The organism is Enterobacter cloacae complex sp. SYL001, from assembly GCF_049237025.1.
In the GTDB taxonomy this organism is placed as follows: Bacteria; Pseudomonadota; Gammaproteobacteria; order Enterobacterales; family Enterobacteriaceae; genus Enterobacter; species Enterobacter intestinihominis.
This window is the reverse complement of sequence record NZ_JBMKJI010000001.1, coordinates 642,598-666,226: the sequence shown is the minus strand read 5'-3', so window position 1 is coordinate 666,226 and position 23,629 is coordinate 642,598. Positions and strand designations below refer to the sequence as shown.

Sequence of the window (23,629 nt, the reverse complement as noted above, 5' to 3'; positions counted from 1 at the left end):
GCAGCAGGAACAGCAGCAGGAACAGCAGCAGGAACAGCAGCAGGAACAGCAGCAGGAACAGCAGCAGGAACAGCAGCAGGAACAGCAGCAGGAACAGCAGCAGGAACAGCAGCAGGAACAGCAGCAGGAACAGCAGCAGGAACAGCAGCAGGAACAGCAGGGTATTGAGCTGGTGGTCATGGTACGTGACACCCCAGAATTCCCTGGCGGCCCGCTGCGCGCAGATGTTCATCCTGATGAAGTGGATAACTGGCTGGCGCTGGACTGGCGTCTGGAGGAATAACCATGCTGGTTGCCGATCCCAACTCTCCAGGCTTCAACAGCTACGCCAGCGTGTCAGACCTGCGGGCATTTGCCGCCGGGCGCGGATATAGCATTCCTGCAGATGATGGTGAGTGCGGTCAGATGCTGATGCAGGCAATGGACTTTCTGGAAGGGAAGGCCTGGCGCGGTCAGCGTTCCAGCGCATCACAGCCTCTATCCTGGCCGCGTTCCGGCGTGCGCTTCGATGGTGTTGACCTGTCGAATGATGCGATTCCACAGCGCCTGATTGATGCTCAATGTCGCCTGGCCATCGAATCGCAGGAGATTGACCTCACCCCGTCGGTCGCTGGCGGTGGGGCGGTGACGATGGAGCGCGTCGAGGGTGCGGTAACAGTCCAGTATGAGCCGGGAACGAATAAAGCTTCTCCGTCATTCCCATGGTTCTATTCCGCACTGCGCGGGCTTGTAGTGGGCGGCAACCAGGTCCGGGTCGAAAGGGGGTAGCATGGCAATCGACTATCGACGCATGCGCGCTACGGCAACGCGGCTCCTGAAGGATAACGGCAAATCCTACCAACTGACCCGAGGCGGTACCACCACCCGCGATCAGTACGGGAAAGAGGTTATCACCGAGCCTATTACAGCGACCGTTACCGGCGTTATCACCGAATACTCCACGCGTGAAATCGACGGTTCACTGATTGCTACGGGCGATAAGAAACTGGCGGCCACGTTTGAAACGGAAGTGCGCATTGGCGACCTCATTGATATCGACGGCAAAAAGTGGCGCGTGGTTCAGCCGAATCCGGTTAAGCCCGCAGATGTGCTGATCTCCTACAACATCCAGCTGAGGACCTGATTATGACCAGTTCTGCAAATCAGCCGTTCCTGGCTGCCATTCAGTTGTTCGTCGATGGTTCAAAGCAGGAGATTGAGGAGGCGGTCCGCCGGACGGGTATCAAAATCCTTGGTCGCCTCATTGAAATGTCTCCGGTTGGTAAACCAGACACATGGGAGGTGAATCAGACGGCATCAGCCTACAACACCGCCGTTCGTGAGCACAACGCGGCCCTGCGTGATGATCCGGCCAACCTGACCAAATCGGGACGGCTTAGACGCGGCCTGCGCGTAAACGACTCGATGGACATCAAAAAGCCTGAGGGTTATGTCGGTGGTCGGTTCAAGAACAACTGGTATGTGGGTTTCGACAGCCAGCCGACTCAGTCAAACGATACACCAGATGCTTCCGGCCAGGGCTCAAATTCACGTGGCATGGCGGTGCTTGAGGTATTCAGAGTGGGCCAGGTCAGCTCGATTTACTTCACCAATAACCTGCCATATGCGGCAGCGCTGGAAAACGGTCATTCCACCCAGGCGCCGGGCGGGATGGTGGGCATTACAGCTATCGACGCGGCGCAGCTGTTCCGTGAGGCAATGAGCGAGGTGCGCAATGGCCGGTGATCAGTCAATGCGTATCGCTGGCCTGCTGGAAGGTCGCGTCGCGGTTATCTGTTCCTCGCTCGGGCTGCCGGTGGCCTGGCCGAACATCGCGTTTACTCCACCGGATAATGCGCCGTACGGGCGTGTTTACGTTCTTCCGGCGCAAACCGTGGGGCAGGATCTGGAAGGTCAGTTGCGTACATATCAGGGCATTCTCCAGCTCAACATCATCGCGCAGGCAGGCGGCGGGGTGACGCTGGCCAGAGGGCTGGCAAAGTCTGTCGCAGATGCTTTTCCCGAAGGGCTGCCGCTGGTGGATGGTGACCTGACCGTTTATATCAATGGTCCGCCGCAGGTGCGTCAACCTATACAGGATCGCCCCACATCATCACCCAACGGCAGTAACGGCTCTATCACCTACACTACCCCGGTCAGCATGCAGTACCGCGCTGATTACTGACCCGCCACCCGGCGGGTTTTTTATTATCTAAATTCAGGAGAGTGCTATGGCATTCGCAATCCCTAACGGCTCGCGTGTGAACGTGGCCAAGGCCTATCAAGCCCCAATCACCTTTACCGCAGCCTCTAACGCGACGGAATGCGAACTGACCGTTGCATCGGCCGCCGGCATTCTGGCCGGTGACGTAGTTCAGGTGAGTTCCGGCTGGTTAAAGCTCGATAACATGGTGCTGCGCGTCAAATCGGTGACCAGTAATAAAATCGTGCTGGAAGCATTCGATACTACCGACACCACCAAATTCCCGGCAGGCACTGGCGCGGGCACGCTGCGCAAAATCGACTCATGGATCACCATGCCTCAGGTGATGACACTATCAACTGAAGGTGGTGACCAGCAGAACATCAGTGTGCAGTTCCTCGAAGATGACAAAGCGCGAACTATCCCAACGTTTAAAAACGCCGTGGTTCAGGTTTACACCTTTGCACACGACCCTCAACTGGCGATCTACAAACGCCTCATTGACCTGGATGACTCCAGCGACACAACAGCGGTCTGGTTCCATAACCCACGCGGCAAAGCCGATCGTTTCTACTCAGCCAAAGTATCGTTCCAGCGCGTGCCGCGCACGGAAATCAACGCCGTGGAAAGTAACGAGGCGCGCATGAACTTCGAATCGGACATGCAGATTTACCCGATCGCCGATTCATCCGTGACGCCTCTGGCGTTCCTGACCGACCTGCCGGCCACCAAGTCGGTTGCCACAGGCGCGGCGCTGGATCTGGCGGTGGTAATGAAGGGCGGCTCAGCACCTTACACCTACGTATGGAAGAAAGGCAGCACCGCTATTCCGGGCAAAACCGCATCGACGTTCAACATTTCGTCTGTCGCATCCGGTGATGCTGGCGTTTACACCTGTGAAGTCACCGACGCCGCTGGCAAAACCATCACCTCGGCTGCGTGTACTGTCACGGTCAGCTAACCAATCAGGCCCGGTAAGCCGGGCTTTTTTTTGGAGTAACCCATGAGCGGAACAATTGAGATCAGTGAGGTTGGGATGACAGTCAATATGGCTGGTGGCGGGAAAATAGTTATCGGCAATTGGGGTGATGGCCCAGTAAATACGGCAGCCGCTCGGCCACCCCTTACCCCGGAAGAGGAGCTTTACGGTCGTGGGCTCTGTCTCCTGCCTGATGGATGGGAAGATCTAAGCGGTGATGGACACTGGCAACATCAACTCACTGAATCTTTGCGTCAACTTTGGCCGTCGTTCAGCAGGGAACAGAAGATGGCTATCGCTTACTCCATCAGAGAACTGTCAGATGAGCTGACGAACATCGCATACGAAGCTTCCTGGTAATAACACATCTGCGCATCGCACGCGCACATCAAAGAAAGTCTTTCAGCTGTGAGCCTGGGCGAACCGTTAACTTTCGGCGGATTTGCCGTGCGACAGGCTCACGCCTAAAAGGAAAATTAAAATGTCAGAACCTTCAATCGTCCCTTACGTAAAAACCACTCCCAAACCTTTTGGTGTGGACGTCGAATGGAAATGGCCTGGTGGCTGCTTGTGGCTGGAGCTGCAATACCTTCATGAAGATGGCCGGCTTGTGAAAGAAATCATCCATTGGCCTGCTATCAACTACCTTATTTCCGGTCTCAAAGCAGGTGAGCGATTGCAGCTGCGCCTGCGTCCGCTTCCAGTTGGGCAGGATGGCTCAGCAAGAGATTGGCGAGCCGGTGACTGGATCGAAGGGGTTTCTTCTGTCGATACCGAAGAGATTATTGAGGCGCTGGACGAAGAGATCCGTAACAGCTGCGCACTTCATGGCCTTAAAGGTGGCTGGTTTGTCGATAAAACCGGCAAGGCTTACATCCACGAAGCGCTGATTGGCGATGGCGTAGTGTCTGCCAACTATATTGTAAAGATGAACGTGAACCACGGCGGCAAACTGCACGTTGCTGGCATGACCCTCGGAGTTGAAGAAGGAAAGCAGCAGGTAACGTTTAAGGCCGATCGCTTTAAGGTACATGAAGCCGCTTCATCCATCATTGGAAACGCTGTGGTATCAGCCAGGAAGATGAAGATTAAGCTTGGCGATGAAATGACGCAGGCCATCATTGATGCTGTACGTGAAAGCGATTTGTTCGCAGCCCTCCAGGCAAAGATTGATGCGCAAACAGCTTCAGTAGCTGGCCTGCAACTGGCGGTGCGCGATGTGGTAAACGATGTTCTCCGCAATGCGCTGAAGCCAGGCGGTCTGCTGTACAAACGATAACTCTCACCATCACACACTGGAATATTCAACCCGCTACGGCGGGTTTTTCTTTTTCTAAGGAACCGAAATGACTAAGTTCTCACTCATCCCCACTCCTACATTTTCTGTGACCGCGAGCATCCCACGCGCTGGCGCCGAAGACGGCAAGCTAACCTTCACCTTCCGCCATAAGACACTGGAAGAGCTGCGCTCTATGGACGAAAAGCTGCAAAAGGCCGCTGAAGGTAAAAAGGCTGCTATCGAGCCGCAGGCCGACTACCTCATGGAAATTGTCGAGGGGTGGGCACTACCTGACGAGTTCACCCGCGACAACGTTATTGTCCTCCTGCAGAACTATCCGCGCGCTTTCGACAGCATAGGTCTGGCATACACCAAAGAGCTGATGGGTATCCGCGAAAAAAACTGAGGCAGGTCGCCGCAGCGTTGTACACGCCGGGGCCGACTCTCGCGGAGCTGAGCGCTTTTGGTTTGACGCCTGAGGACGTGGAGGAAGAGGTGGGGATCTTGCCATCGGTGTGGAGGTCCTTCACCATCTTCTCTTCCCTGGCGACCCAGTGGCGAGTCGGCGCGAGCGGGGCGACCGGCCTTGATTACAACGTTCTCCCCTGGATGTTCGAGTTACACGGGGTTGAGGATGCGGCGGCCTGCATGGCTGACCTTCAGATTATGGAAAGCGAGGCTCTCAAGGTAATGCATAAGGAGACGAAATAATGACAGACCAGATCGCCTCGATTACTTTGCGGGCCGATGTTTCTGACCTGAAAACAGCCAGCAACGAACTGGATAAACTCGGCCAGGCGGCGGCCGGTGCTGTAGATAAAGCAGATGATCTGAATAGCGTGTTTCGCGCTGGCGCTGAATCTGCGAAGCAAGGCAGTGAAGGGCTCAAGGAGCAGCAGAACGCGCTCAAGGGGTTGCTGGAGAATATCGATCCGGTTACCAAGGCCTTAAACCGGCTGGATGAGCAGCAAGAATCGCTGCGGAAATTCCAGGCCAAAGGTTTCCTGGATACCGATACCTTCCAGGCTTACAACAAAATCCTGGATGACACCCGCCTTAAGCTGACCGACACCGGAGAAGCCGCGGCTCGTGCTCAGGCCGAATTAGCCGCTACCCAGGCGGCAGAGAAGCAGTCCGCAGCGTTAAAGAACCTTCTTGGGTCCATCGACCCGACTATCCGCGCGTTCAATTCGTTGGATGAACAGCACGCACAGCTGGTGGCCCATTTTGAAGCAGGCCGCATTAACGGCGCGCAGTTCGAGCACTTCAACACCATCCTCAACCAGACGCGTGAGCGCCTCTCTGGTGTCGCTGACGTACTACCAGAGGCACTATCCCGCCAAGAGGCGGCGGCCCGCCGCGCTGGAATCTCCGTCGGTCAGTACAGCGCAGCAATGCGTACGCTTCCGGCTCAGTTCACGGATATCGCCACGCAGTTAGCTGGTGGGCAGTCGCCGTTCCTGATTCTGCTTCAACAGGGCGGGCAGATTAAAGACCAGTTCGGCTCGGTTCAGGGGGCGCTGTCCGGCGTCGGCGAATACATCCGCAGCATGGCTGGGATGATTAACCCTACCACAATCGCACTTGGTGGGCTGATTGGCACGATCGGCCTGCTGGCTGCCGCGGCATACAATTCATCAGAGCAATTCGACCAGGTAGCTCGCTCGGTCATCATGATGGGAGGTGCTGGCTTCGCTTCAATGCAGCAGCTCAACGAAGCCGCTGAGGAGGTGGCCGGTAAGACGAATACATCGATCAGTTCCACCGTCGATACGCTCGTTACACTGAACGATACTGGCAAATATACCGCCAGTCAGATGAAGCAGATCGCAACGACCATCACTCTAATGGGTAAGGCCGGAAACGATACCAAAACGGCAATGGCCGACTTCGGCAAAATTGTCAGCGACCCGGTTAATGGGCTGGCCAGCCTCAATGAGCAATATGGTTTCGTTGATGAGGCTATGATTAAGCACATCATCCAGCTTCGTAAACAGAAGGGTGAGCAGGCGGCTGTTACCGAAGCCATTAACCTGTTTGCTGGCGTCATGGAAAAACGCGCACAGGAGACTATTGAGGCAACGGACAATATTGGCAAAGCATGGACTGGGCTAAAAGCATTCGCCTCTGACACTTTCGGCCAGATCGGAATTACTGTGCGGGCTTGGGGCAATCAGGTTATCGAGGTGTTCAAGTTATTGAGCACTTCGTTTGAAGCCCTTTTCGTCAAGATGAAAGAGGTCTCCCTTGAAATTATGGGGGGGATGATTACCGGTTTCACGGATATTGCTAACAAACTACCGGGCGGGGAAGCTCTCATCAAATCCATGGGGTTTGATGGGCTCGCTGAGAGCGTTGCCGAGAGCAGAAAGGCTGCAAGCAAGGAATATACTCAGCTTACAGCTGAGTACAATAAGCACATTGCTAATCTCAGTAAATCCCAGTGGCAATGGGAGGAGGAAGCGAAGAATGGTTCTGGTGGTGTAAAAGGCACAGGCTCAGTTGATCGGCAAACTAAGGATGCTGTTTCGAAGCTTGCTCAGGACTCAGACAAAAAGACCAAAGAGGCGAAAGCCACTCTGGAAGCTGGCGATCGCACCCTGGAGAACTATCGCGCCCAGGCCAGAACGTTAACTGAAACGCTCGAGACCCTCCGACAAACAGGAGAAACCCACGCTAAAAACACCGAGTTCAGTAAACAGCAATCTCGATTCGCTGAATTGGATGAGGCAGCCAAAACCCGCGCGCTGACTGCTCAGGAAAAATCTTTACTGTCGAGCCGTGAGGCGATTCTGAACGCCGCCAAGGTGGTTGATCAGAAGAACAAGGAAGTAGAGGCGCAGCAGAAGATTAACGGCCTGGCGCAGCAGGCGAATAAATACGTCACGCAGATGTCGGAAAAAACCGATGCATTGCGTGATAGTGCAGGCCTCAGCAGTCGGCAAACGCAGCGCATGATGGAAGAGGCGCAGCTTCGCCAGGGCTGGCTCAACGGTGGCGGTAAGCTTGACGATGCCGGTTATAAAAAAGAACTGGCGGCTCTCAGGAAATATTATGCCGAAGAGGACAAATTACGGGGCGACTGGAAAGCAGGTGCGGTAAGTGGCTGGAATGAATATCTCGACGCTGCAACCAACACTTACGACGCCGTTAAAAACGTTGCCAGTTCCACGCTGACTGGCCTGAGCAACATGCTGACTGAGCTTATGACAACTGGCACCGCGTCAGTTAAAGAGTTCGGCAAATCTATGCTCAAGATGATCCTCGAGATAACCAACCAACTTATAGTGGCCTATACAGTACAGGCCGCGATGGGCTGGATAAACGGTGGCAGTAAAGGCGGGAGCACACCAGGGGGATCTTACGCGAACGCTGCCGCTGGCCTAACTTTTAACGCTAAAGGCGGTGTTTATGATTCGCCAGGGCTCAGTAAGTACGTTAATGGGGTATACGACTCACCCCAGTATTTTACTTTCCAGGGCGCATCGAAGTTTGCGAAGGGCGGTGTATTCGCAGAGGCTGGTGCTGAAGCAATCATGCCGCTTACTCGGGACTCCGCCGGACGGTTGGGCGTACGCGCCCAGGGCGGTGGCGGTATGGCTCCGGTTATTAATACCACCGTTAACGTTGATGCTGGTGGTTCGGTCACAACCCAAACATCCAGTTCCGGTGATGTTATGGGCCGTGCGCTCGCCGATGAAATGCAGAACGCTGCGTTGCAGGTTATCCAGAAGCACCTGAAACCAGGCGGCATGATCTATAACTTCAGTAAAGGCAGGTAGCCAGTTTCGCCGGGTTTTTCCATTGACCGAATACTGTTAGGATTAGTCCGGGCTTTCACCGAGGGAAGATAGGGACATGAAGAAACTTATTTTGGTTATGGGTATCATCGCTTTGGTTGGGTGTGCTACCAAGCCAATTTCAACTGAGCAGGCTAAGCCAGCGCCAGGGAAACAAATTCTTGATAACACTCTCTTCACGAAAAACGCTGGCACCGGGGAGGTTGTGATTAAACGTGACTCTGGTTATGTGGGGAGTGCTTGTTTGACGAGGGTTTATGTCGATGGGCGTGAAGTTGCCGATCTTGACCCTGAACAAAAAATCACAATCTACCCCACCTTGGGGGATCACATCTTCAGCGCGTGGCCAAAAGGAATGTGTGGTGGGGGAATGAGTGAACAGGCAGGTAAAGTAATCGAAGGTAAGGTATTAACTTACAGGATAGGTTACGGCTCTGGTTCAGAATTTGGGATTTACCCAACCGCATTTTAACCACTAACCAAGACCTACCGGGCCTATAGCCCAACAAGCCTCGCACATGCGGGGCTTTTTGTTGTTGGGGTGGTATATGCGGTTAAAATGCGAGCGCCAGCTTTCTGAGGGGGCGAAATACTACAGCAATCTTTGTTGTTCTGCATTCCAACCAAGCCATACATTTTGTGCAAAAAGTGCTATTTATGCCATTCTTGAAAGCTCAAGCTGGCTCATAGGCACCGCCTATCTCCCGAGAACGTGACAATAGTTTACTATTACCTGAGGGGTAACTTCTGCGATAGTGCTGTTAACTTTCAAAATGGTCATCGCGATCATCGTCGAACGTGGGGCTATCTTGACCAAATGAGGATTGCTTAAAAGTTATAGCTAGCTATAGAATCACTGTAGAGTGCTGCTTTCATAAATGATTTAGAGGTTCAATATGTTTAGCGAAGAAAAAGTAGCTCAGATGGCTGCTTACCTGCTACTTAAACGTGGCGGGCGCATGGCATATCTGAAGCTTATGAAATTATTATACTTGGCAAATCGCCAATCTATGATCCGACATGGACGCATGATGGGTGAGGATCGTCTCTATTCAATGCCTCATGGCCCTGTGATGTCTACTACCCTGGATTTAATCCGTGGTAGAGCAGAGACTGGCGGTGAATACTGGTATCGGCTGATTCAAACAGCGGGGCATGATGTTTGCCTGAGTGCTGATCCGCGTGAAATGGATGCTGATGAAGTGTTCGATGAATTGAGCCGGGCAGATGTCCGCATCCTCGATGAAATTTATGCCCAGTATGGTCACATGAATAGATACGAGTTGCGCGATATGACTCACCTGCGTGATGTTTGCCCGGAATGGCATGATCCTCGCGGGTCTAGAACCCCTATTGACGTGCGTGAAATTTTTTTGAATGAGGGTAAAACTCCTGAAGAAGCTGAAAATATTTTCAGGAGCATGTGCGAATCACAAGAGCTCAAGGAGTTTTCTTCTCAATTGTCATGAGCACATTTCAACCATATAAAAAAGGAACCGTTTTAGCTCCAAGCGGGCCATGCAATCATCTTCATGTGATTTGCAACGATCCTGTTTATTACCCAGTAAACGACTGTTACTGCATTTTGGTTGTTAACGTGTCCAGTATTAAGCCGGGCGTTCCTCATGATGATGCGTGTGTGCTTAACCCTGGTGACCATCGATTTATCCAGCATCCCAGTTATATAGTCTATGCCGAGGCAGTTATCTGGCGTGTCGATAATGTTGCAAGAAAGCATGCAGCCGGTGAAATAACGGCGCATGATGATATGCCAGAAGCTGCATTCGAGAGAGTACTCTCAGGCTTCGATATTTCAGAACAAGCAAAACCAAAGCACATCAGGTTTAAAGAAAAGTATTGTACGAACACGTCATTAATAGATCAGCCTGAACCGACCGATGGTTTGACAGGCACATAACTTAAACCCGCCATCTGGCGGTTTTTTGCTTTATGATATCTTACACACCCGCTTCGGCGGGTTTTTTTATGGAGCAAATATGGCCGTTGAAACATACAACTGGCGATCTCAGCTCGGTGCTGGCGCGATTGAATATAGTCAAACGGTGCGTGCTGCGCAGTTTGGCGATGGTTACGAACAGGTGGCCGAGAACGGCATCAACTCCACGGCGATCCAGGTGCCAATGAAGCATACAGGAGCAGAGGCTGAGGTTGATGCAGTCCGTGATTTCCTCCTGGCTCATACCGTGAAGGCCTTCATCATCACGCCGCCCGGAGAAGCGAAGGGGCTTTATCGGGTAGTCGCCGATTCCGTACGAAAAAATCAGATCAGCAGCAAGTTTGCTGAGCTGACTTTCACCATCAAACGCGCATACGGGGTTTACGCATAATGGCATTAGTCGATCAGGCGGCGATGCTGGCACCGGGTGGCAGGGTTCGCCTGGTTGAAGTTGACGCCTCAGAGTTCAGTGGTGGTATCCACCGTTTCCACTACGCACCTTTCCCCCATACGCCGGAAGAAATTGATGCTGCCAATGGAGATGAGCAAAAGCTCGGACCCAAGCCAATCGTCTTCGGTGGCAATACCTACGATTTTTGGCCGTTTCAGGTTTCAGGCCTGGAGCTATCAACAGACCAGGCGGCGGAGCCGTCTCTTAGCGTTTCCAACCTCGACGGTCATATCACGGCGCTATGCCTGCAATTTAAAGACATGGTTAATGCCAAAGTGAGCATTATCGATACCTATGCGGTCTATCTCGATGCTGTGAATTACCCTGGTGGCGTAAACCCTACAACTGATTCGTCAATGTTCACCCTTCAGACCTTCTGGCTTGACACGAAAACCTCCGAAGACGACGAAGTGGTTTCATGGTCACTCAGTAGCCCCGCAGACTTGCAGGGGCTTGTTATCCCAACCAGACAAATCACCTCGCTCTGCGAATGGGCGCTACGCGGGCAGTACCGGAGCGGCGATGGATGCACCTACAACGGCACGGCGTATTTTGATGCGAAGGGTAATCCTGTCGCTGACCCGGCGCTGGATGTGTGCGGCGGCTGCCTGAGTGACTGCCGTAAGCGGTTTGGTGCCGGGCTGGCAGAGCCTAATACCGCGACCCTTGATTTTGGGGGCTATCCAGCCACCGTGCTTTTTTCCAGATAACCGGACGTACCAATGAATAAAACCATAATGGCAGCTATCCGGGCGCATGCACTGGATGAATCCCCGCGTGAGTGCTGTGGCTTCGTTATTCAGTCTGGCCGTCGCCAGCGCTACATTCCCGTGCCGAATACGCACGAAAATCCGACAGAACATTTTCGCATCGACGGCGAGCACTGGGCTAACGCCGAAGATATCGGGACGATTATTCGCGTCATCCACTCCCACCCTGGCGACGGTGCCCGGCCTATTCCGTCCGATCTGGACCGACAACAGTGCAATAACTCCGGCGTGGTCTGGGGCATTTACGCGCCGGACAGCGATGAATACGCCGATATAATGCCGGAGGCGGTGCCGCTTATTGGGCGTCCGTTTATCCTGGGCTCGAATGACTGCTGGGGGCTGATTATGGACTGGCACGCCATTCAGGGCGTCACGCTGAACGATTTTCGCGTCGATTACCCATGGTGGGAAAGCCAGTACCCGGACAATCTCTATTTCGAAAACTGGGAGCGGGAAGGGTTTGTCGAATGCGACCCGTCGCCAGGCTGCATGGTAATCATGCAGGTTGAATCCGCTAAGTGGAACCACGCGGGGATCATTACCGAGGAAGGTGAGCTGCTTCACCATCTGTACGGGCAGCCATCCTGCATCACGCCGTATGCGCGCGGTTATTTCAAAGACAGGACGATGATCTGCGTCCGTCACAAAGAGCTACCGCAGGAGATAAAACCATGGCGCGTTTAACCACTATCCGCCTGTATGGCGCGCTGGGCGCTCGGTTCGGGCGCGTGCATAAGCTGGCGGTGCAGACTTCGGCAGAAGCCGTGAAGGCGCTCTGCATCAATTTCGATGGGCTGGAAAGCTACCTGATGAACGCTAAAAAAAATGGCATGACCTTCGCGGTGTTTCGCGGTAAGCGCAACATAGGCGTGCAGGACTTCCAGGAGCTGGCAGGCGATAGCGATATTCGCATAGCGCCAGTTATGGAGGGGGCGAAGAAGGCCGGCATGTTCCAGACCATCTTGGGGGCAGTGATGGTGGTCGCCGGTATTATCGTCGGCGTGGCGACCGGCTGGACCGGTGTAGGTCTCACCTTTGGTGCCGGACTTATCATGTCGGGCGCGTCAATGATGGCTGGTGGAATTTACCAGATGCTTTCGCCCCAGCCCAAAGGACTACAGGGGCGAGACGATCCTGACAATAAACCCTCATATGCCTTCGGTGGATCGGTGAATACCCTTGCGATGGGTAACCCGGTCGCGCTTCTTTATGGTGAGCGCGAGATTGGCGGCGCCATCATCAGTGCCGGCATAGTCGCAGAAGACATCTGAAAACTCCTTTCTGAATATCAAGCACCCAATTGGGTGCTTTTTTTATGGATGTAATATGGAAGCGATCACTGGTGCAAAGGGTGGCAGCCAGAAGCAGCACACACCTGTAGAACAGCCCGATTCGGCGCAGTCAATGGCGCGCTGCCGCATGCTGCTGGCGCTCGGGGAGGGTGAGTTTGCTGGTGGCCTGGATGCGACCCGGATATTCCTGGACGGTACGCCGTTGGGAAACCCCGACGGAACGATGAATTTTGAAAATGTGTCATGGGATTTCCGGCCTGGCACACAGACCCAGACACCAATACCGGGATTCCCTGCAGTCGAGAATGAAACTACGGTTGGCGTATCGCTGACAAAGGCCACACCATGGACCCGCGCACTGAGTAACACCCAGATTGACGCGGTGTTGGTTCGTATTGGCATCCCTGGGTTACAGCAGCAGGAAAACGATGGGGATATTGTCGGCACTACGGTTCAGTACCATATTGATCTGGCGGTGGACGGTGGCGCTTACTCGACAGTAATGACTAAAACCGTCACAGAGAAGCTCAGTTCGCTCTATGAACTAACCCACCGTATTAATCTTCCCAAAGCCAGCACTGGCTGGCAGATTCGAGTGGTGCGAGACACCGATGACAGCACCAGCCAGATGCTGCAGAACAAAACGCAGGTACAGGCAATCACTGAGGTGATTGATGCGCGCCTGCGTTATCCCCATACGGCGCTGCTGTATGTGTCGTTCAACGCCAAATCGTTCAACAATATCCCGAAGGTTTCCTGTAAACCTAAGGGGCGCATTATCCGCATCCCTTCGAATTACGATCCGATAGCCAGAACCTATAGCGGCACATGGGACGGGACGTTTAAGTGGGGCTGGACGAATAACCCAGCGTGGATCTGGTTCGATGTGCTCACTGAGCCGCGTTTCGGACTTGGCCGCCGCGTGACGCCAGAAATGCTCGATAAATGGGAGCTTTATCGCATAGCGCAGCGCTGTGATCAGCTTGTACCAGATGGAAAAGGCGGTAGCGGTACAGAGCCGCGCTTCATGTTTGACGTGTACATTCAGGCGCAGGCCGACGCCTGGCAGGTGATCAAGGATATCGCCGCAGGCTTTAACGGCATGACGTTCTGGGGCAACAACATGTTCAATGTTGTCTCGGACATGCCGGCGGATACGTCGAAGCTGCAAATCCTTACCCGCGCTTCGGTGGTGGGCAAGCCGGTTTACTCGAGCGGCAGTGAAAAGACCCGCTTCTCCAGCGCGCTGATTAACTTCAGTGACCCTGACAATCACTATCAGGACCGCACAACAGCGGTGATGTTCCCGGACCTGGTTAAGCAGTTCAAGTTTAAGCAAACGCAGATCACCGCAATCGGCTGCACGCGCGAGAGCGAAGCACAGCGCCGTGGCGGGTGGGCTGTGTACTCCAACTCACTTGACCGGATTATCACGCTACAGACCGGGCTTGATGGCTATGTCTACGTGCCGGGTACCGTGTTTGCATTTGCCGACGAACGCCTTTCAGGACGTGTTTATGGCGGGCGTATAACCGGATATAACGCCGGGTTGAAAGCTGTGACAACCGATCGGGGTACCAGTGCCGTTGCGGGTGACACACTGATGATCCGCACAAAGGGCGGTACCGTTGAAAGCCGGGTGATCCAGGCCGTAAACGGCACGCAGCTGGTGGTCGCCACTCCTTTCACGGCAGCGCCGTTACCCAATGCTGTATTCGTCATCGATGCCGGGCAGTTACGCCTGCAATACTTCCGCGTTACGAACCTGAGATTTGATGATGAAGAAAACACCTTCACAATCACCGGGGCCGAATATAACGCATCAAAATATGATGCGGTCGATAACAATGCCCGCCTGGACACGCCGCCAATAAGTCTGATACCAACCGGCCTCGTCAACCAGCCGACCAATATCGTGGTGGCGAGCTATGATTCGGTTCGACAAGGGCAGCGCGTGGCCACGCTAACCGCTACATGGGATGCGCCACTGGATAAAAATGGCAAACCACAGGCGGATGTCATAGCCTATCGGGTGCAGTGGAAGCGCGGCGACAATGAGTGGGTTAACGTACCGGAGACCGGTCTTCGCAATATCGAAGTGCCTGGCATCTTCGAGGGTGATTATCTGGTCCGTGTACGCGCGATCAACTCCGGCGGTGCATCGAGTCTCTGGGCAACTTCCGCGCTTACACACCTGAAGGGGCGTACGGGGGATGTTCCTAAGCCTGTCGGTCTTACGGCATCTGAAAATGTCGTTTTTGGGATCCATATAACTTGGGGCTTTCCAGCCGACACAGGTGACACCCTGAGCACTGAGCTGCAATACAGCATTGCCGCTGACGGTTCGAATCCTATGCTTTTGGCATCTGTACCGTATCCGCAGAAACTTTATCAGCAGATGGGGCTGAAGGCGGGGCAGGAATTCTGGTACCGGGCACGGCTGGTTGACCGAACCGGTAACGAATCAGGTTACACAGAATGGGTGCGCGGGCAGGCCAGCATCGATGTTTCCGATATCACCGATGTGATCCTGGAGGAGATTAAAGAGACTGATACGTTCAAAGACCTGATCGAGAGCGCGGTGGAGAGCAGTGAAAAGTTCGCAGAACTGGCTGATGCAATCAAAGAGAATGCAAACGGTCTTGCAGCGGCGGTTGGATCGAATAAGCAGACAGCAGAAGCAATCATCGGCAACGCGCTTGCTATTGCTGATGTTGTCGTGCGGCAGACAGCCCAGCAGGGCGCTAACTCTGCGACCTTCGAACAACTCCGGGAGGTGATCGCCACTGAGACGGAGGCTCGCGTCACGGATGTTACTCGTCTTGAGGCAAAAACTGAGCAGAACGAGGCGGGAATTACCGAGGTAAGGCAGGCTCTGTCAGATGAAACGCAGGCGAGGGCGACAGCTGTCGACCAGCTTACTGCGAGTACTCAGGTCATTTCTGATAAAGCTGATTCGGCTTCGGGCAAAGCTGACGCTGCATCAGGTAAGGCAGATGCAGCTGAACAAGCCAGCTCGCAAAATACTGCTGATATCACCACGTTGCGACAGGTTGTCACCGACACGACTTCATCAATGGCATCCCGTCTGGAGGAGCTGGGAGCAAGAACCGATACTGCCAGCGGCGGCATTCAGAGTAACTCCATCGCGCTAATAACGAGTACGCTGGCGCAGGTTGATCAGCAGGTGAGACTCAGCGCGCAGTACGGTGACAGTAAGGCCAGCATCGATCGTATTGATAATGTTATGGCAAGCGACAGGGAGGCAACAGCGCGTTCGCTGCTGAGTTTGCAGACTGACGTGAACGGCAACAAGGCAGCAATCAACAGCCTGAACCAGACGTTTTCCAATTATCAGCAGGCCACGGCCACGCAGATAAACGGCATTACGGCGACCATCAACGGGCACACTTCAGCGATCACCACCAACGTGCAGGCCATTGCGAACGTCAACGGCGACCTGAAGGCGATGTACAGCATCAAGGTTGCCGTGGATGCGAACGGAAAACAGTATGCTGCTGGTATGGGGATAGGTGTTGAGAATACTCCATCTGGCATGCAATCACAGGTGCTGTTTGTGGCTGACCGTTTCGCGGTAATGGCGCAGGCTGGTGGGGCGGTATCGTTGCCGTTCGTTATCCAGAACGGACAGACCTTCATCCGGGATACGTTCATCCAGGACGGTACCATCAGCAATGCCAAAATAGGTAACTACATTCAGTCAAATAACTACGTTGCTGGTTCCGTCGGATGGAAACTGGATAAGTCAGGAACGTTTGAGAACTACGGCTCCACAGCTGGAGAGGGGGCAATGAAACAAACCAATCAGACAATTAGTGTCCGGGACTCCAACAATGGGTTGAGGGTGCAGATCGGGAGAATCACGGGAACATGGTAACGGGAGGCCTCTTACGGGGCCTCTTTTTTTCAGGAGAACTGGATGGCGGAATATGGTGTTCAGACATGGGACGCATCAGGCAATGTTAATAATTATGGCGTTAAGCCTGTCAGCGTTTGTGGATATCTCCAGCTGGCCCAGAACCAGAAAACAGGCTCTTACACCGTAGCGCTTCCACCGGGTTGCAGGCTGACCTATTTTCAGAGCATGAACGGCGATCAGTTTGGAACGAGTCGGAGGAAGATCACCATTTCGGGGGGAACCGCAACAGTGTCAGCTGTAGGCGATACCGACTACTCAGCAGGGACTGAGCCTGCGGCAGCGGCTTATCTCATTTTCCAGATCGAGAGGGCATAAATGGCGGAGTATGGCGTTTTACTGACGACCACGAGCGGGGAAGTATGGGTGACCGCGAACAGCTCGCCAATCGCTCTTCAGGCGCGAAAGACAGCGGCACTTCAGGGAACATCGGGGTTCAATACCAAAGTGACGCACACATTCGCCGCAGGTCAGCCCGTTGTCGCGTTCGTTCATTGCACGGTTGAGGTTGAAATCACCCAGACGATAAGCGGGAACACCATCACGATTGATTTTCTCAGACCGAATGCAACCGGCACAGCGTACGTTTATTTTTTCTCTATTTTCCCGCAGACAAAGCCAGACTACGGGCTGGCTGTGTGGGATGCATCAGGGACGCTGATTTTAACAAACGAAACGCGCACGCTGAGCGATGTTGTCACCCTCGGTACCGCCGGGGTGGATGCCAGCTCAGGATACAACATCAATACAACTCTGGCGGGGAAGTGGGCCTGCATGCCTGCCATGCTGGGACTAATTACCGGGGTTGTATCGGCTGGCGGTCAACCGCAGCCCTACTCGGCCATATACAAGAGCATGGCAAAACTTGAGGGAAGCAATACGCGGATATTCGCCAGGCCGCAGACAACCCCCGGCGGCAACCTTCAGAACGTTACGTATTCGAATCTGAGGAACGTGATTATGGCCATTAACTGCGCCAACTATGATTGATCGTTTTTAGCGATCAATTTTGAATAATTGATCTATCAAATCAATTATATCCCATTGATTCATATTGTTATTGTGTAGCTTCATGAATGCCCTGGGATATAACCACTATGAAAAATATGATTCTTTGCCTGGCGGTAGCGGTATTGCTCTCCGGTTGCGCTGGCGTTATTGAGAAGCAGCAACCCGTATGCACCGGAACAGCCTTTGTCGGCGGACAGGAAAGCAGCGTCCAGATCTACGGAGTCCGCAAGCAAAATAATCAGACCCAGTACCGCGCCGGTTACCCCTTTAACTGGACCTGGGTTAGCGCCAACACGTTCACCAGCACCACCTGCCATTAACTCATTCTGTTTCAAAATAAACCTCGCTCCGGCGGGGTTTTTTATTGCCTGGAGAAAACATGATTTATACTACTGGCACTATCGCCATCAGCGGAAACACCCTTACAGGTACCGGCACAAACTTCACTGCTGCTGGTTCTCTTATTCGTAACGGCTGTACCGTTATTGCAATGACCAGCCCTGTGCAGGTATTTCAGATTACCACCATTGGCAGCGCAACAAGTCTCACCGTTACGCCAGCTGCTAACCCTACAATCCCTGCTGGAACAAAATATGCCATTCTTCTGAGCGACAGCCTGAGCGTCGACGGTCTGGCGCAGGACATCGCTGAAACCTTCACTATGTATCAGCGTTACATGAGCGGATTCGCTGATGTGATGAACGGTACTACAGACGTCACCATCACAATTAACGGTGTGGCCGTCACAGTACCAGGCCAGAAATCACTGGCGAAGAAAGGGGCAAACAGTGACATTACCAGCCTTTCCGGGCTGACTACAGCGCTATCTGTAGCACAGGGCGGTACCGGTTCGACAACCGCATCAGGCGCTCGCACAAACCTCGGTTTAGGAACAGCAGCAACAAAGGATACTGGTACGGCGCCAGGGCAAGTTTTACTGGCAGGAGCTGCTTTTGGCTTGGGTAGCAATTTAGATGGGTACTCATATTCACAGCCAACGGGTTTTTATACTGGTCAACCAGATTCTCCAACACCTGATTATGGCGGCGGATGCATCAGAATGAGCCATGGTGGTTATCAGTCAGAGTTATATTCCCCACTTGCTGGCAAAGTCAGACTTTTTGCTCGCAATATAAATACCTCCACCGGAGGCAGCGCCTGGGCAGAATACTATTCTACTGCGAACACCACTAAAGCCAGCGATGGAACACTAAAAGCAGCCTCGCCGGTTGCACGGATCGTTAAATCTCAAGAGGAAAACCAGCGAAGCGATATTGCTGATGATGGTTTTTTATGGTGCGGCTGTGGTGCGGCGAACGCCGAGGCAGAGGGCATTACTATTTCACGGCTTGATGTCGGCGTTTATGTTCTCACAGGTTCGGCAGGTCTGGCGTCTGATGGGTGGCAGTTACTGCCTCCAATGGACCCTGGCGGCATCGGAGAACTTGGCGTAGTTGAGGCAGTTAAAACCGATAACGGCGAACTGACAATCCGTCTGTTTAAGCGCAAATACATGCTGGGCGATGAAGGTGAGATTGTAAAAACAAAAGGGGAGCCGATCGACGTACCGGCTAACAGCTGGATTGATGTTCGCCTGGACATGCCTGAAAACAGCGTCTGGAATCAGCGCCAGAAAGAGGCGATGGCAAAAGAGACTCAAGAATCTGCTTCGTAAAGAAAACCGCTGCCCATCGCATGCAAGAATGGGCGGCGGCTGATTGCTCAGTATTCATGACCGAGCAAACGTCAGGAATATTACCCGACCAAAATTTATAGGCCAACCTGGCGAAAGGTCGGGAACTCTGAAACCAGCCACATATCGGACTCTTCAAACATTTCCTCCAGCATGCGATTCAGTTTTTCACGATCGCTTTTGCTGGCATCGCTATTGAGGCTGTTTGCCTGCATCGGCTTCACTTTCACCTCGGCATCAGGGAAAATCTGGTGCACCCGCTTCTTCAACTCGGCCAGTATGATCTCTCTGGCCCCTTCGAGCCCCTCTACATTTCGCTTGTCATAAACCAGCTCAACGAACATCACTCTCCATCCTTACTGACTTGATCTGTTGATACAAAAATACTACTGTATATGTATACAGTCAATGAGCAAGTGAGGGTGCTGCTATGCCTCGCCAATATGATATTCACGCAGCTTTTTTAGCCTCTATAGAACAGAATCAAAAGGGTTACCTTTGTCTCAATACAAATAAATTCATCAATAAGTTGCGCGAGAAGAGCTGGCATTTCAGCCAGGCGGATGCAAATACATGGATCGAGCGATACCAGCCGGACTTCGCCGATAAGACGACAAACGGCAGCGAGAACCGGTACTGGATCCTGCGTAACATGGGGAGGGTTTTCTAATGGGCTTTCCTTCGCCGGCTACGGATTACGTTGAACAGCGTATATCGCTTGACGAGCGCATCATCACCAGGCCAGCGGCTACGTACTTTATGCGGGCCGGTGCAACGCATTACCGGGAAGGTATCCTCAATGGTGCTTTGCTGGTTGTCGACGCGTCAATGTCTCCATGTGATGGTTCATTGCTGGTTTGCACAGATAGCGGTGAGTTTAGGATTAAGCGGTATCGCACACACCCGCGGCCACACCTGGAAAACCTTGAGAACGGTAAACGGGAGAGTTTGCCAGATAAGGATGAGGTATCCGACACTTCGCGTCCGGTATTTGGGGTGATCACGTATATCATCAACGACGCGCGGTCTGGTGAGTTTGATGATTGTCCGGTGATGTGATGGGGCATGGGTGGGGCATAAAGTTACCGCGAAACGACGTTAGTTCATTGCACATGACAAATCGTATCGCGGCAACATAGCAGAAGTTACCGCACATCAATCCAACATCAAGCCACTTCGTTAAAAGACTTAATAGTCTCCAGATAAAGATCGCCTGCAGTACCGGATTTCCGAGGAAAGGGATCAGGGTAATGACGTCATGGCTGCTTAACGAGCTGCCGATCCCCAGCATGATCCCGCAAAAAGAGAGAAGCGCCACGGGCAGCATAAAGGTTTTGCCCAGTTGCTGGAAAAACTCCCACAGCGATATTTTTTGTGCTGCTTTCGTCGTCATAAAACGACTCCTTAAATGGTAGAAAGAGATTTAACGACCGCGATGGGGCGAAAAGATAAAACGTTTTATCAAACTTTAGTGCGCGCTAAATCACATTCTCAGGCTTTTACTGGTAGTATAAAGATAACGTATTGATAAAACGTTTTAGCGATCTCATTATCAAGGAGTCACGCCACCACATGGCTGTAGCGAAAAAGATCACCATCAACGATGTCGCGCTGGCGGCGGGGGTTTCCGTTAGCACCGTTTCGCTGGTATTGAGCGGGAAGGGGCGCATCTCTCCTGCTACGGGTCAGCGCGTCAACGAGGCCGTTGAGCAACTGGGCTTTGTGCGTAATCGCCAGGCGTCGGCGCTGCGCGGTGGGCAAAGCGGGGTGATAGGGCTGATTGTTCGCGACCTCGCGTCGCCGTTTTATGCAGAACTGACCGCCGGGCTTACCGAGGCGCTTGAAGCGCAGGGGCGAATGGTTTTCCTGCTCCACGGTGGGCGCGAGCCGGAGCAACTGCTCTCCAGGCTGGATATGCTGCTGACGCATGGGGTGGATGGGGTGATCGTGGCCGGCGCGTCCGGTGTGGGCAGTGAATTGTGTGAGCGCGCGGCGCAGAAAGGCGTACCGCTGGTGTTTGCGTCGCGCGCCAGCTATCTCGACGAAGCCGATACCCTTCGGCCGGATAACATGCAGGCCGCGCAAATGCTGACCGAGCATCTTATTCATCGCGGCCATCAGCGCATCGCCTGGCTCGGCGGTAAAAGCTCGTCCCTGACGCGTGCCGAGCGGGTGGGCGGTTACTGCTCCACGCTCATCAAATACGGCTTGCCGTTTCACAGCGAATGGGTGGTGGAGTGTGAATCCAGCCAGAAAAAAGCCGCCGAAGCCATCGGCACGTTGCTTCGCAACAGCCCGACAATCAGCGCGGTGATTTGCTATAACGATGTGATTGCGATGGGGGCGTGGTTCGGCTTGATCCGCGCCGGACGCCAGAGCGGTGAGGGCGGGGTAGAAACGTTCTTCGGCCATCAGGTGGCGCTGGGGGCATTTGCGGATGTCGGTGAAAATGCGCTAGACGATCTCCCCATCGTCTGGGCGACGACGCCGGCTCGTGAAATGGGATACACCCTGGCAGACCGAATTATGCAGCGTATTGAAAATACGGAGGTGCAGGCCGGGCATCAGATTGTGGCGGCGCGGTTAGTGACGGTGAAGTAATCTTCGCTGCACATCGCCTGGCAATAAAAAAACCCCTCATGCGAGGGGTTTTTCGTTTACTGCTGCGGTACTGCTGGCGGCGCTGCCGGTTCAGCCGGTGCCGGAATGCCCAGCGTCGGCATACCAAACATGCCGACAAAATCTTCCAGCGGCATTTTGTCGCCGTTGAGCGTTACCTGGTCATTAGCATATTGCAGGCTGGTGGAAATGGTGTTGTCTTCCACCTTCGTGATGCGGAACATCTGGCCCATCGCCGCCAGGCCTTTCACCTGTTGGTTTGCCAGTTTACCTGCATCTTCTTCACCATACCCTTCGAGTTTCGCAATCTGCGTCATGAACTCGGTTGCCATATCCATCGGGATGGTCAGCTTGCTGTCGAGCGATTTCACGCTGCGGTCAACTTCCTGCGCCAGGGTCTGCGGCTCGCCGGTCGCGGCCGCCGGATCCTTCAGGAACAGCGACAGGTTGAAGTTGGTTTCGCCTTTGTCGTTTTTCCAGCTCAGTGGCGCAACGGTAATTACCGGCTCGCCTTTCAGCAGGATCGGCAGGTTATTAAACAGCACGGCCATCGCCTGCTGCTGGTACGCCTGCGGGTTCTGTTGCAGGGCGGCATCGGTCAGCAGAGCCTGACTCTCTTTGCTGTATTTCTGGCTAAATTCGTGCCATGCCTGGCCGTCAATGTTGCCAATTTTCAGTGACAGCTTGCCGGTACCAAGGTCCTGATTCTGTACTTTCAGGCTTTTCAGGCTGTAATCCAGCTGGGTGTTGATGCTTTTACCGTCTTTGGAAACGTCAGACTTGCCGTCCAGATCCATGCCTTCCAGCACTGCCATCTCTTTACCTTCAATCGCAATGGCGATCTTATCGAGGCTCAGCTTCTGATCGCCAATACGCTCGTCAAAATCGGTCATACGGCTATTGCCGCTGGCTTTCAGGTTGTTGAAGGTAAGCTGGACCTTCTGGTTATATTCATTGACTGAATTCACCAGGCCGCTGGCGGCATCGCCGGTCAGAGAGACATTCTTGCCGTCGCGATCGGCATCAAGCTGGAAATTACCGCCGCTGAAGGCGACTTTATCGGTGCCTTGTTCGTAATTCAGCGCTTTCAGGTCGATGTCGGAACGCGTATCACCGGCATAGCTGATGCGGGTATTGATCTCGAACGGCGACTCATTTTTCGCCATATCGAAAATTGGCTTCGTCACCTCGTTATTTACCAGTACGGTTCTGGCGGATGCCATAGAGGGGATCAGGTTAAACTTTTTCAACTGTGCCAGCGGGAACGGACCGTGGCTGACCACTTCATCCAGTACCACGCTCTGGCCCGGTTTCAGCCAGGCGTTCTGATTGCCCGCTACCGGCTTCACCACCACCTGCATATGGCTGGTAAAGACGCCACGCTGGTAGTTCTGGTAGCTCAGCTCCAGACCTGCTTCAGGCGCGCTGCGCTTAATTTCGCTGTTTGCCTGTGCCATCATCTCTGCCAGACGGCTTTCCAGCTGTTTCCCGGTATACCAGGAAGCACCCGTCCAGATCACGCCTAAAGCAACAATCACTCCTACCGCTACGACCGATTTTTTCATTGCGATTATCCCTAAAATGAAACCAGGCGGTTAAAACCGCCTGGTGTTACAACGCCTGTTACTAGCTTAGCAAGAGTTGTTAAAAAATTCAGTA

28 protein-coding genes and 1 pseudogene are annotated in these 23,629 nt (G+C 53.5%); 26 read left to right on the top strand and 3 right to left on the bottom strand.

What is annotated here, in order from left to right; genetic code table 11:
* From ACOTZP_RS03035 to ACOTZP_RS02925, 23 genes are all read left to right on the top strand, one after another.
* Positions 1 to 283 (top strand): hypothetical protein (locus ACOTZP_RS03035; protein ID WP_421633624.1); only part of this gene is annotated, 283 nt, incomplete at its 5' end.
* A 2-nt stretch (positions 284 to 285) separates the two neighbouring features.
* A complete protein-coding gene (locus ACOTZP_RS03030) occupies positions 286 to 768 on the top strand; it encodes a DnaT-like ssDNA-binding protein (protein WP_097331681.1) in 483 nt (160 codons plus the stop codon).
* A gap of 1 nt (position 769) precedes the next feature.
* On the top strand, positions 770 to 1,123 hold the full coding sequence (locus tag ACOTZP_RS03025; RefSeq protein WP_163373472.1) for a hypothetical protein: 354 nt from the start codon (positions 770 to 772) through the stop codon (positions 1,121 to 1,123).
* 2 nt (positions 1,124 to 1,125) lie between these two features.
* Positions 1,126 to 1,725 (top strand): hypothetical protein, encoded by a 600-nt coding sequence (locus tag ACOTZP_RS03020; RefSeq protein WP_265193968.1) that lies wholly within the window; start codon positions 1,126 to 1,128, stop codon positions 1,723 to 1,725.
* On the top strand, positions 1,715 to 2,164 hold the full coding sequence (locus ACOTZP_RS03015; RefSeq protein ID WP_421633623.1) for a phage tail terminator-like protein: 450 nt from the start codon (positions 1,715 to 1,717) through the stop codon (positions 2,162 to 2,164). The genes ACOTZP_RS03020 and ACOTZP_RS03015 overlap by 11 nt, the downstream gene beginning before the upstream one ends.
* A 46-nt stretch (positions 2,165 to 2,210) precedes the next feature.
* Positions 2,211 to 3,143 carry a phage tail tube protein gene (locus tag ACOTZP_RS03010; protein ID WP_421633622.1) on the top strand — a complete coding sequence of 311 codons (933 nt, stop codon included), beginning with the start codon at positions 2,211 to 2,213 and terminating at the stop codon, positions 3,141 to 3,143.
* A 42-nt stretch (positions 3,144 to 3,185) separates the two neighbouring features.
* Entirely contained in the window at positions 3,186 to 3,521 is a 336-nt protein-coding gene (locus ACOTZP_RS03005) for a hypothetical protein (protein ID WP_421633621.1), read from the top strand.
* Positions 3,522 to 3,642: 121 nt separating this feature from the next.
* Positions 3,643 to 4,440 carry a phage tail tip fiber protein gene (locus ACOTZP_RS03000; RefSeq protein ID WP_421633620.1) on the top strand — a complete coding sequence of 266 codons (798 nt, stop codon included), beginning with the start codon at positions 3,643 to 3,645 and terminating at the stop codon, positions 4,438 to 4,440.
* A gap of 67 nt (positions 4,441 to 4,507) precedes the next feature.
* Positions 4,508 to 4,846 carry a phage tail assembly chaperone gene (locus ACOTZP_RS02995; protein WP_421633619.1) on the top strand — a complete coding sequence of 113 codons (339 nt, stop codon included), beginning with the start codon at positions 4,508 to 4,510 and terminating at the stop codon, positions 4,844 to 4,846.
* A 17-nt stretch (positions 4,847 to 4,863) separates the two neighbouring features.
* Positions 4,864 to 5,151, top strand: coding sequence for a DUF1799 domain-containing protein (locus ACOTZP_RS02990; protein ID WP_016247126.1), 288 nt, complete (start codon positions 4,864 to 4,866; stop codon positions 5,149 to 5,151).
* A complete protein-coding gene (locus ACOTZP_RS02985) occupies positions 5,151 to 8,222 on the top strand; it encodes a phage tail tape measure protein (RefSeq protein ID WP_421633618.1) in 3,072 nt (1,023 codons plus the stop codon). Before ACOTZP_RS02990 ends, ACOTZP_RS02985 begins: the two co-directional genes overlap by 1 nt.
* 76 nt (positions 8,223 to 8,298) lie before the next feature.
* Complete coding sequence (locus ACOTZP_RS02980) at positions 8,299 to 8,712, top strand: hypothetical protein (RefSeq protein WP_421633617.1); 414 nt, start codon at positions 8,299 to 8,301, stop codon at positions 8,710 to 8,712.
* A gap of 424 nt (positions 8,713 to 9,136) precedes the next feature.
* Positions 9,137 to 9,709: a Panacea domain-containing protein gene (locus tag ACOTZP_RS02975; protein ID WP_045142476.1), complete on the top strand. Its 573-nt coding sequence runs from the start codon at positions 9,137 to 9,139 to the stop codon at positions 9,707 to 9,709.
* Entirely contained in the window at positions 9,664 to 10,158 is a 495-nt protein-coding gene (locus ACOTZP_RS02970) for a hypothetical protein (RefSeq protein ID WP_230373256.1), read from the top strand. Before ACOTZP_RS02975 ends, ACOTZP_RS02970 begins: the two co-directional genes overlap by 46 nt.
* A 79-nt stretch (positions 10,159 to 10,237) precedes the next feature.
* Positions 10,238 to 10,588 carry a phage tail protein gene (locus tag ACOTZP_RS02965; protein WP_421633616.1) on the top strand — a complete coding sequence of 117 codons (351 nt, stop codon included), beginning with the start codon at positions 10,238 to 10,240 and terminating at the stop codon, positions 10,586 to 10,588.
* Positions 10,588 to 11,358: a phage minor tail protein L gene (locus ACOTZP_RS02960; protein WP_421633615.1), complete on the top strand. Its 771-nt coding sequence runs from the start codon at positions 10,588 to 10,590 to the stop codon at positions 11,356 to 11,358. The genes ACOTZP_RS02965 and ACOTZP_RS02960 overlap by 1 nt, the downstream gene beginning before the upstream one ends.
* 12 nt (positions 11,359 to 11,370) lie before the next feature.
* Complete coding sequence (locus tag ACOTZP_RS02955) at positions 11,371 to 12,102, top strand: C40 family peptidase (RefSeq protein ID WP_421633614.1); 732 nt, start codon at positions 11,371 to 11,373, stop codon at positions 12,100 to 12,102.
* The gene (locus ACOTZP_RS02950) at positions 12,090 to 12,689 is read left to right on the top strand and encodes a tail assembly protein (protein ID WP_421633613.1); all 600 of its coding nucleotides are present in this window, start codon (positions 12,090 to 12,092) and stop codon (positions 12,687 to 12,689) included. The genes ACOTZP_RS02955 and ACOTZP_RS02950 overlap by 13 nt, the downstream gene beginning before the upstream one ends.
* A 55-nt stretch (positions 12,690 to 12,744) precedes the next feature.
* The gene (locus tag ACOTZP_RS02945; protein WP_421633612.1) at positions 12,745 to 16,608 is read left to right on the top strand and encodes a phage tail protein; all 3,864 of its coding nucleotides are present in this window, start codon (positions 12,745 to 12,747) and stop codon (positions 16,606 to 16,608) included.
* Between the two features lie 42 nt (positions 16,609 to 16,650).
* The gene (locus ACOTZP_RS02940; RefSeq protein ID WP_022651029.1) at positions 16,651 to 16,965 is read left to right on the top strand and encodes a hypothetical protein; all 315 of its coding nucleotides are present in this window, start codon (positions 16,651 to 16,653) and stop codon (positions 16,963 to 16,965) included.
* Entirely contained in the window at positions 16,966 to 17,637 is a 672-nt protein-coding gene (locus tag ACOTZP_RS02935) for a hypothetical protein (RefSeq protein WP_421633611.1), read from the top strand.
* 107 nt (positions 17,638 to 17,744) lie between these two features.
* On the top strand, positions 17,745 to 17,978 hold the full coding sequence (gene cor / locus ACOTZP_RS02930) for a phage exclusion lipoprotein Cor (protein WP_421633610.1): 234 nt from the start codon (positions 17,745 to 17,747) through the stop codon (positions 17,976 to 17,978).
* A gap of 59 nt (positions 17,979 to 18,037) precedes the next feature.
* The gene (locus ACOTZP_RS02925; protein WP_421633609.1) at positions 18,038 to 19,333 is read left to right on the top strand and encodes a phage tail protein; all 1,296 of its coding nucleotides are present in this window, start codon (positions 18,038 to 18,040) and stop codon (positions 19,331 to 19,333) included.
* Between the two features lie 95 nt (positions 19,334 to 19,428).
* Here ACOTZP_RS02925 and ACOTZP_RS02920 read toward each other — a convergent pair whose 3' ends face one another.
* Positions 19,429 to 19,695, bottom strand: a complete 267-nt coding sequence (locus ACOTZP_RS02920; RefSeq protein WP_421633653.1) for a DinI family protein — start codon at positions 19,693 to 19,695, stop codon at positions 19,429 to 19,431.
* 86 nt (positions 19,696 to 19,781) lie between these two features.
* On the opposite strand from ACOTZP_RS02920, the gene ACOTZP_RS02915 reads away from it, so the two are divergent.
* Both ACOTZP_RS02915 and ACOTZP_RS02910 read left to right on the top strand, forming a co-directional pair.
* Positions 19,782 to 20,021, top strand: coding sequence for a hypothetical protein (locus ACOTZP_RS02915; protein ID WP_126787204.1), 240 nt, complete (start codon positions 19,782 to 19,784; stop codon positions 20,019 to 20,021).
* A complete protein-coding gene (locus ACOTZP_RS02910; protein ID WP_126787203.1) occupies positions 20,021 to 20,410 on the top strand; it encodes a S24 family peptidase in 390 nt (129 codons plus the stop codon). The genes ACOTZP_RS02915 and ACOTZP_RS02910 overlap by 1 nt, the downstream gene beginning before the upstream one ends.
* A 139-nt stretch (positions 20,411 to 20,549) precedes the next feature.
* Here the strand turns inward: ACOTZP_RS02910 and ACOTZP_RS02905 are convergent.
* Positions 20,550 to 20,744: pseudogene (locus ACOTZP_RS02905) on the bottom strand (PTS sugar transporter subunit IIBC); the annotation flags it as partial.
* Positions 20,745 to 20,923: 179 nt separating this feature from the next.
* On the opposite strand from ACOTZP_RS02905, the gene ACOTZP_RS02900 reads away from it, so the two are divergent.
* Entirely contained in the window at positions 20,924 to 21,952 is a 1,029-nt protein-coding gene (locus ACOTZP_RS02900) for a Mal regulon transcriptional regulator MalI (RefSeq protein ID WP_271074858.1), read from the top strand.
* Positions 21,953 to 22,008: 56 nt separating this feature from the next.
* Here ACOTZP_RS02900 and ACOTZP_RS02895 read toward each other — a convergent pair whose 3' ends face one another.
* Positions 22,009 to 23,535, bottom strand: a complete 1,527-nt coding sequence (locus ACOTZP_RS02895) for a YdgA family protein (protein WP_271074859.1) — start codon at positions 23,533 to 23,535, stop codon at positions 22,009 to 22,011.
* Positions 23,536 to 23,629: the final 94 nt, after the last annotated feature.

Coding starts and splice junctions, on each gene's coding strand:
- ACOTZP_RS02965 (WP_421633616.1), top strand. CDS start 10,238: ATGGCCGTTGAAACATACAACTGGCGATCTCAGCTCGGTGCTGGCGCG.
- ACOTZP_RS02960 (WP_421633615.1), top strand. CDS start 10,588: ATGGCATTAGTCGATCAGGCGGCGATGCTGGCACCGGGTGGCAGGGTT.
- ACOTZP_RS02995 (WP_421633619.1), top strand. CDS start 4,508: ATGACTAAGTTCTCACTCATCCCCACTCCTACATTTTCTGTGACCGCG.
- ACOTZP_RS03025 (WP_163373472.1), top strand. CDS start 770: ATGGCAATCGACTATCGACGCATGCGCGCTACGGCAACGCGGCTCCTG.
- ACOTZP_RS02895 (WP_271074859.1), bottom strand. CDS start 23,535: ATGAAAAAATCGGTCGTAGCGGTAGGAGTGATTGTTGCTTTAGGCGTG.
- ACOTZP_RS02955 (WP_421633614.1), top strand. CDS start 11,371: ATGAATAAAACCATAATGGCAGCTATCCGGGCGCATGCACTGGATGAA.
- ACOTZP_RS03020 (WP_265193968.1), top strand. CDS start 1,126: ATGACCAGTTCTGCAAATCAGCCGTTCCTGGCTGCCATTCAGTTGTTC.
- ACOTZP_RS02980 (WP_421633617.1), top strand. CDS start 8,299: ATGAAGAAACTTATTTTGGTTATGGGTATCATCGCTTTGGTTGGGTGT.
- ACOTZP_RS02945 (WP_421633612.1), top strand. CDS start 12,745: ATGGAAGCGATCACTGGTGCAAAGGGTGGCAGCCAGAAGCAGCACACA.
- ACOTZP_RS03015 (WP_421633623.1), top strand. CDS start 1,715: ATGGCCGGTGATCAGTCAATGCGTATCGCTGGCCTGCTGGAAGGTCGC.
- ACOTZP_RS02940 (WP_022651029.1), top strand. CDS start 16,651: ATGGCGGAATATGGTGTTCAGACATGGGACGCATCAGGCAATGTTAAT.
- ACOTZP_RS02975 (WP_045142476.1), top strand. CDS start 9,137: ATGTTTAGCGAAGAAAAAGTAGCTCAGATGGCTGCTTACCTGCTACTT.
- ACOTZP_RS02900 (WP_271074858.1), top strand. CDS start 20,924: ATGGCTGTAGCGAAAAAGATCACCATCAACGATGTCGCGCTGGCGGCG.
- ACOTZP_RS03010 (WP_421633622.1), top strand. CDS start 2,211: ATGGCATTCGCAATCCCTAACGGCTCGCGTGTGAACGTGGCCAAGGCC.
- ACOTZP_RS02950 (WP_421633613.1), top strand. CDS start 12,090: ATGGCGCGTTTAACCACTATCCGCCTGTATGGCGCGCTGGGCGCTCGG.
- ACOTZP_RS03005 (WP_421633621.1), top strand. CDS start 3,186: ATGAGCGGAACAATTGAGATCAGTGAGGTTGGGATGACAGTCAATATG.
- ACOTZP_RS02935 (WP_421633611.1), top strand. CDS start 16,966: ATGGCGGAGTATGGCGTTTTACTGACGACCACGAGCGGGGAAGTATGG.
- ACOTZP_RS02915 (WP_126787204.1), top strand. CDS start 19,782: ATGCCTCGCCAATATGATATTCACGCAGCTTTTTTAGCCTCTATAGAA.
- ACOTZP_RS02985 (WP_421633618.1), top strand. CDS start 5,151: ATGACAGACCAGATCGCCTCGATTACTTTGCGGGCCGATGTTTCTGAC.
- ACOTZP_RS02925 (WP_421633609.1), top strand. CDS start 18,038: ATGATTTATACTACTGGCACTATCGCCATCAGCGGAAACACCCTTACA.
- ACOTZP_RS02910 (WP_126787203.1), top strand. CDS start 20,021: ATGGGCTTTCCTTCGCCGGCTACGGATTACGTTGAACAGCGTATATCG.
- ACOTZP_RS02920 (WP_421633653.1), bottom strand. CDS start 19,695: ATGTTCGTTGAGCTGGTTTATGACAAGCGAAATGTAGAGGGGCTCGAA.
- cor (WP_421633610.1), top strand. CDS start 17,745: ATGAAAAATATGATTCTTTGCCTGGCGGTAGCGGTATTGCTCTCCGGT.
- ACOTZP_RS03030 (WP_097331681.1), top strand. CDS start 286: ATGCTGGTTGCCGATCCCAACTCTCCAGGCTTCAACAGCTACGCCAGC.
- ACOTZP_RS03000 (WP_421633620.1), top strand. CDS start 3,643: ATGTCAGAACCTTCAATCGTCCCTTACGTAAAAACCACTCCCAAACCT.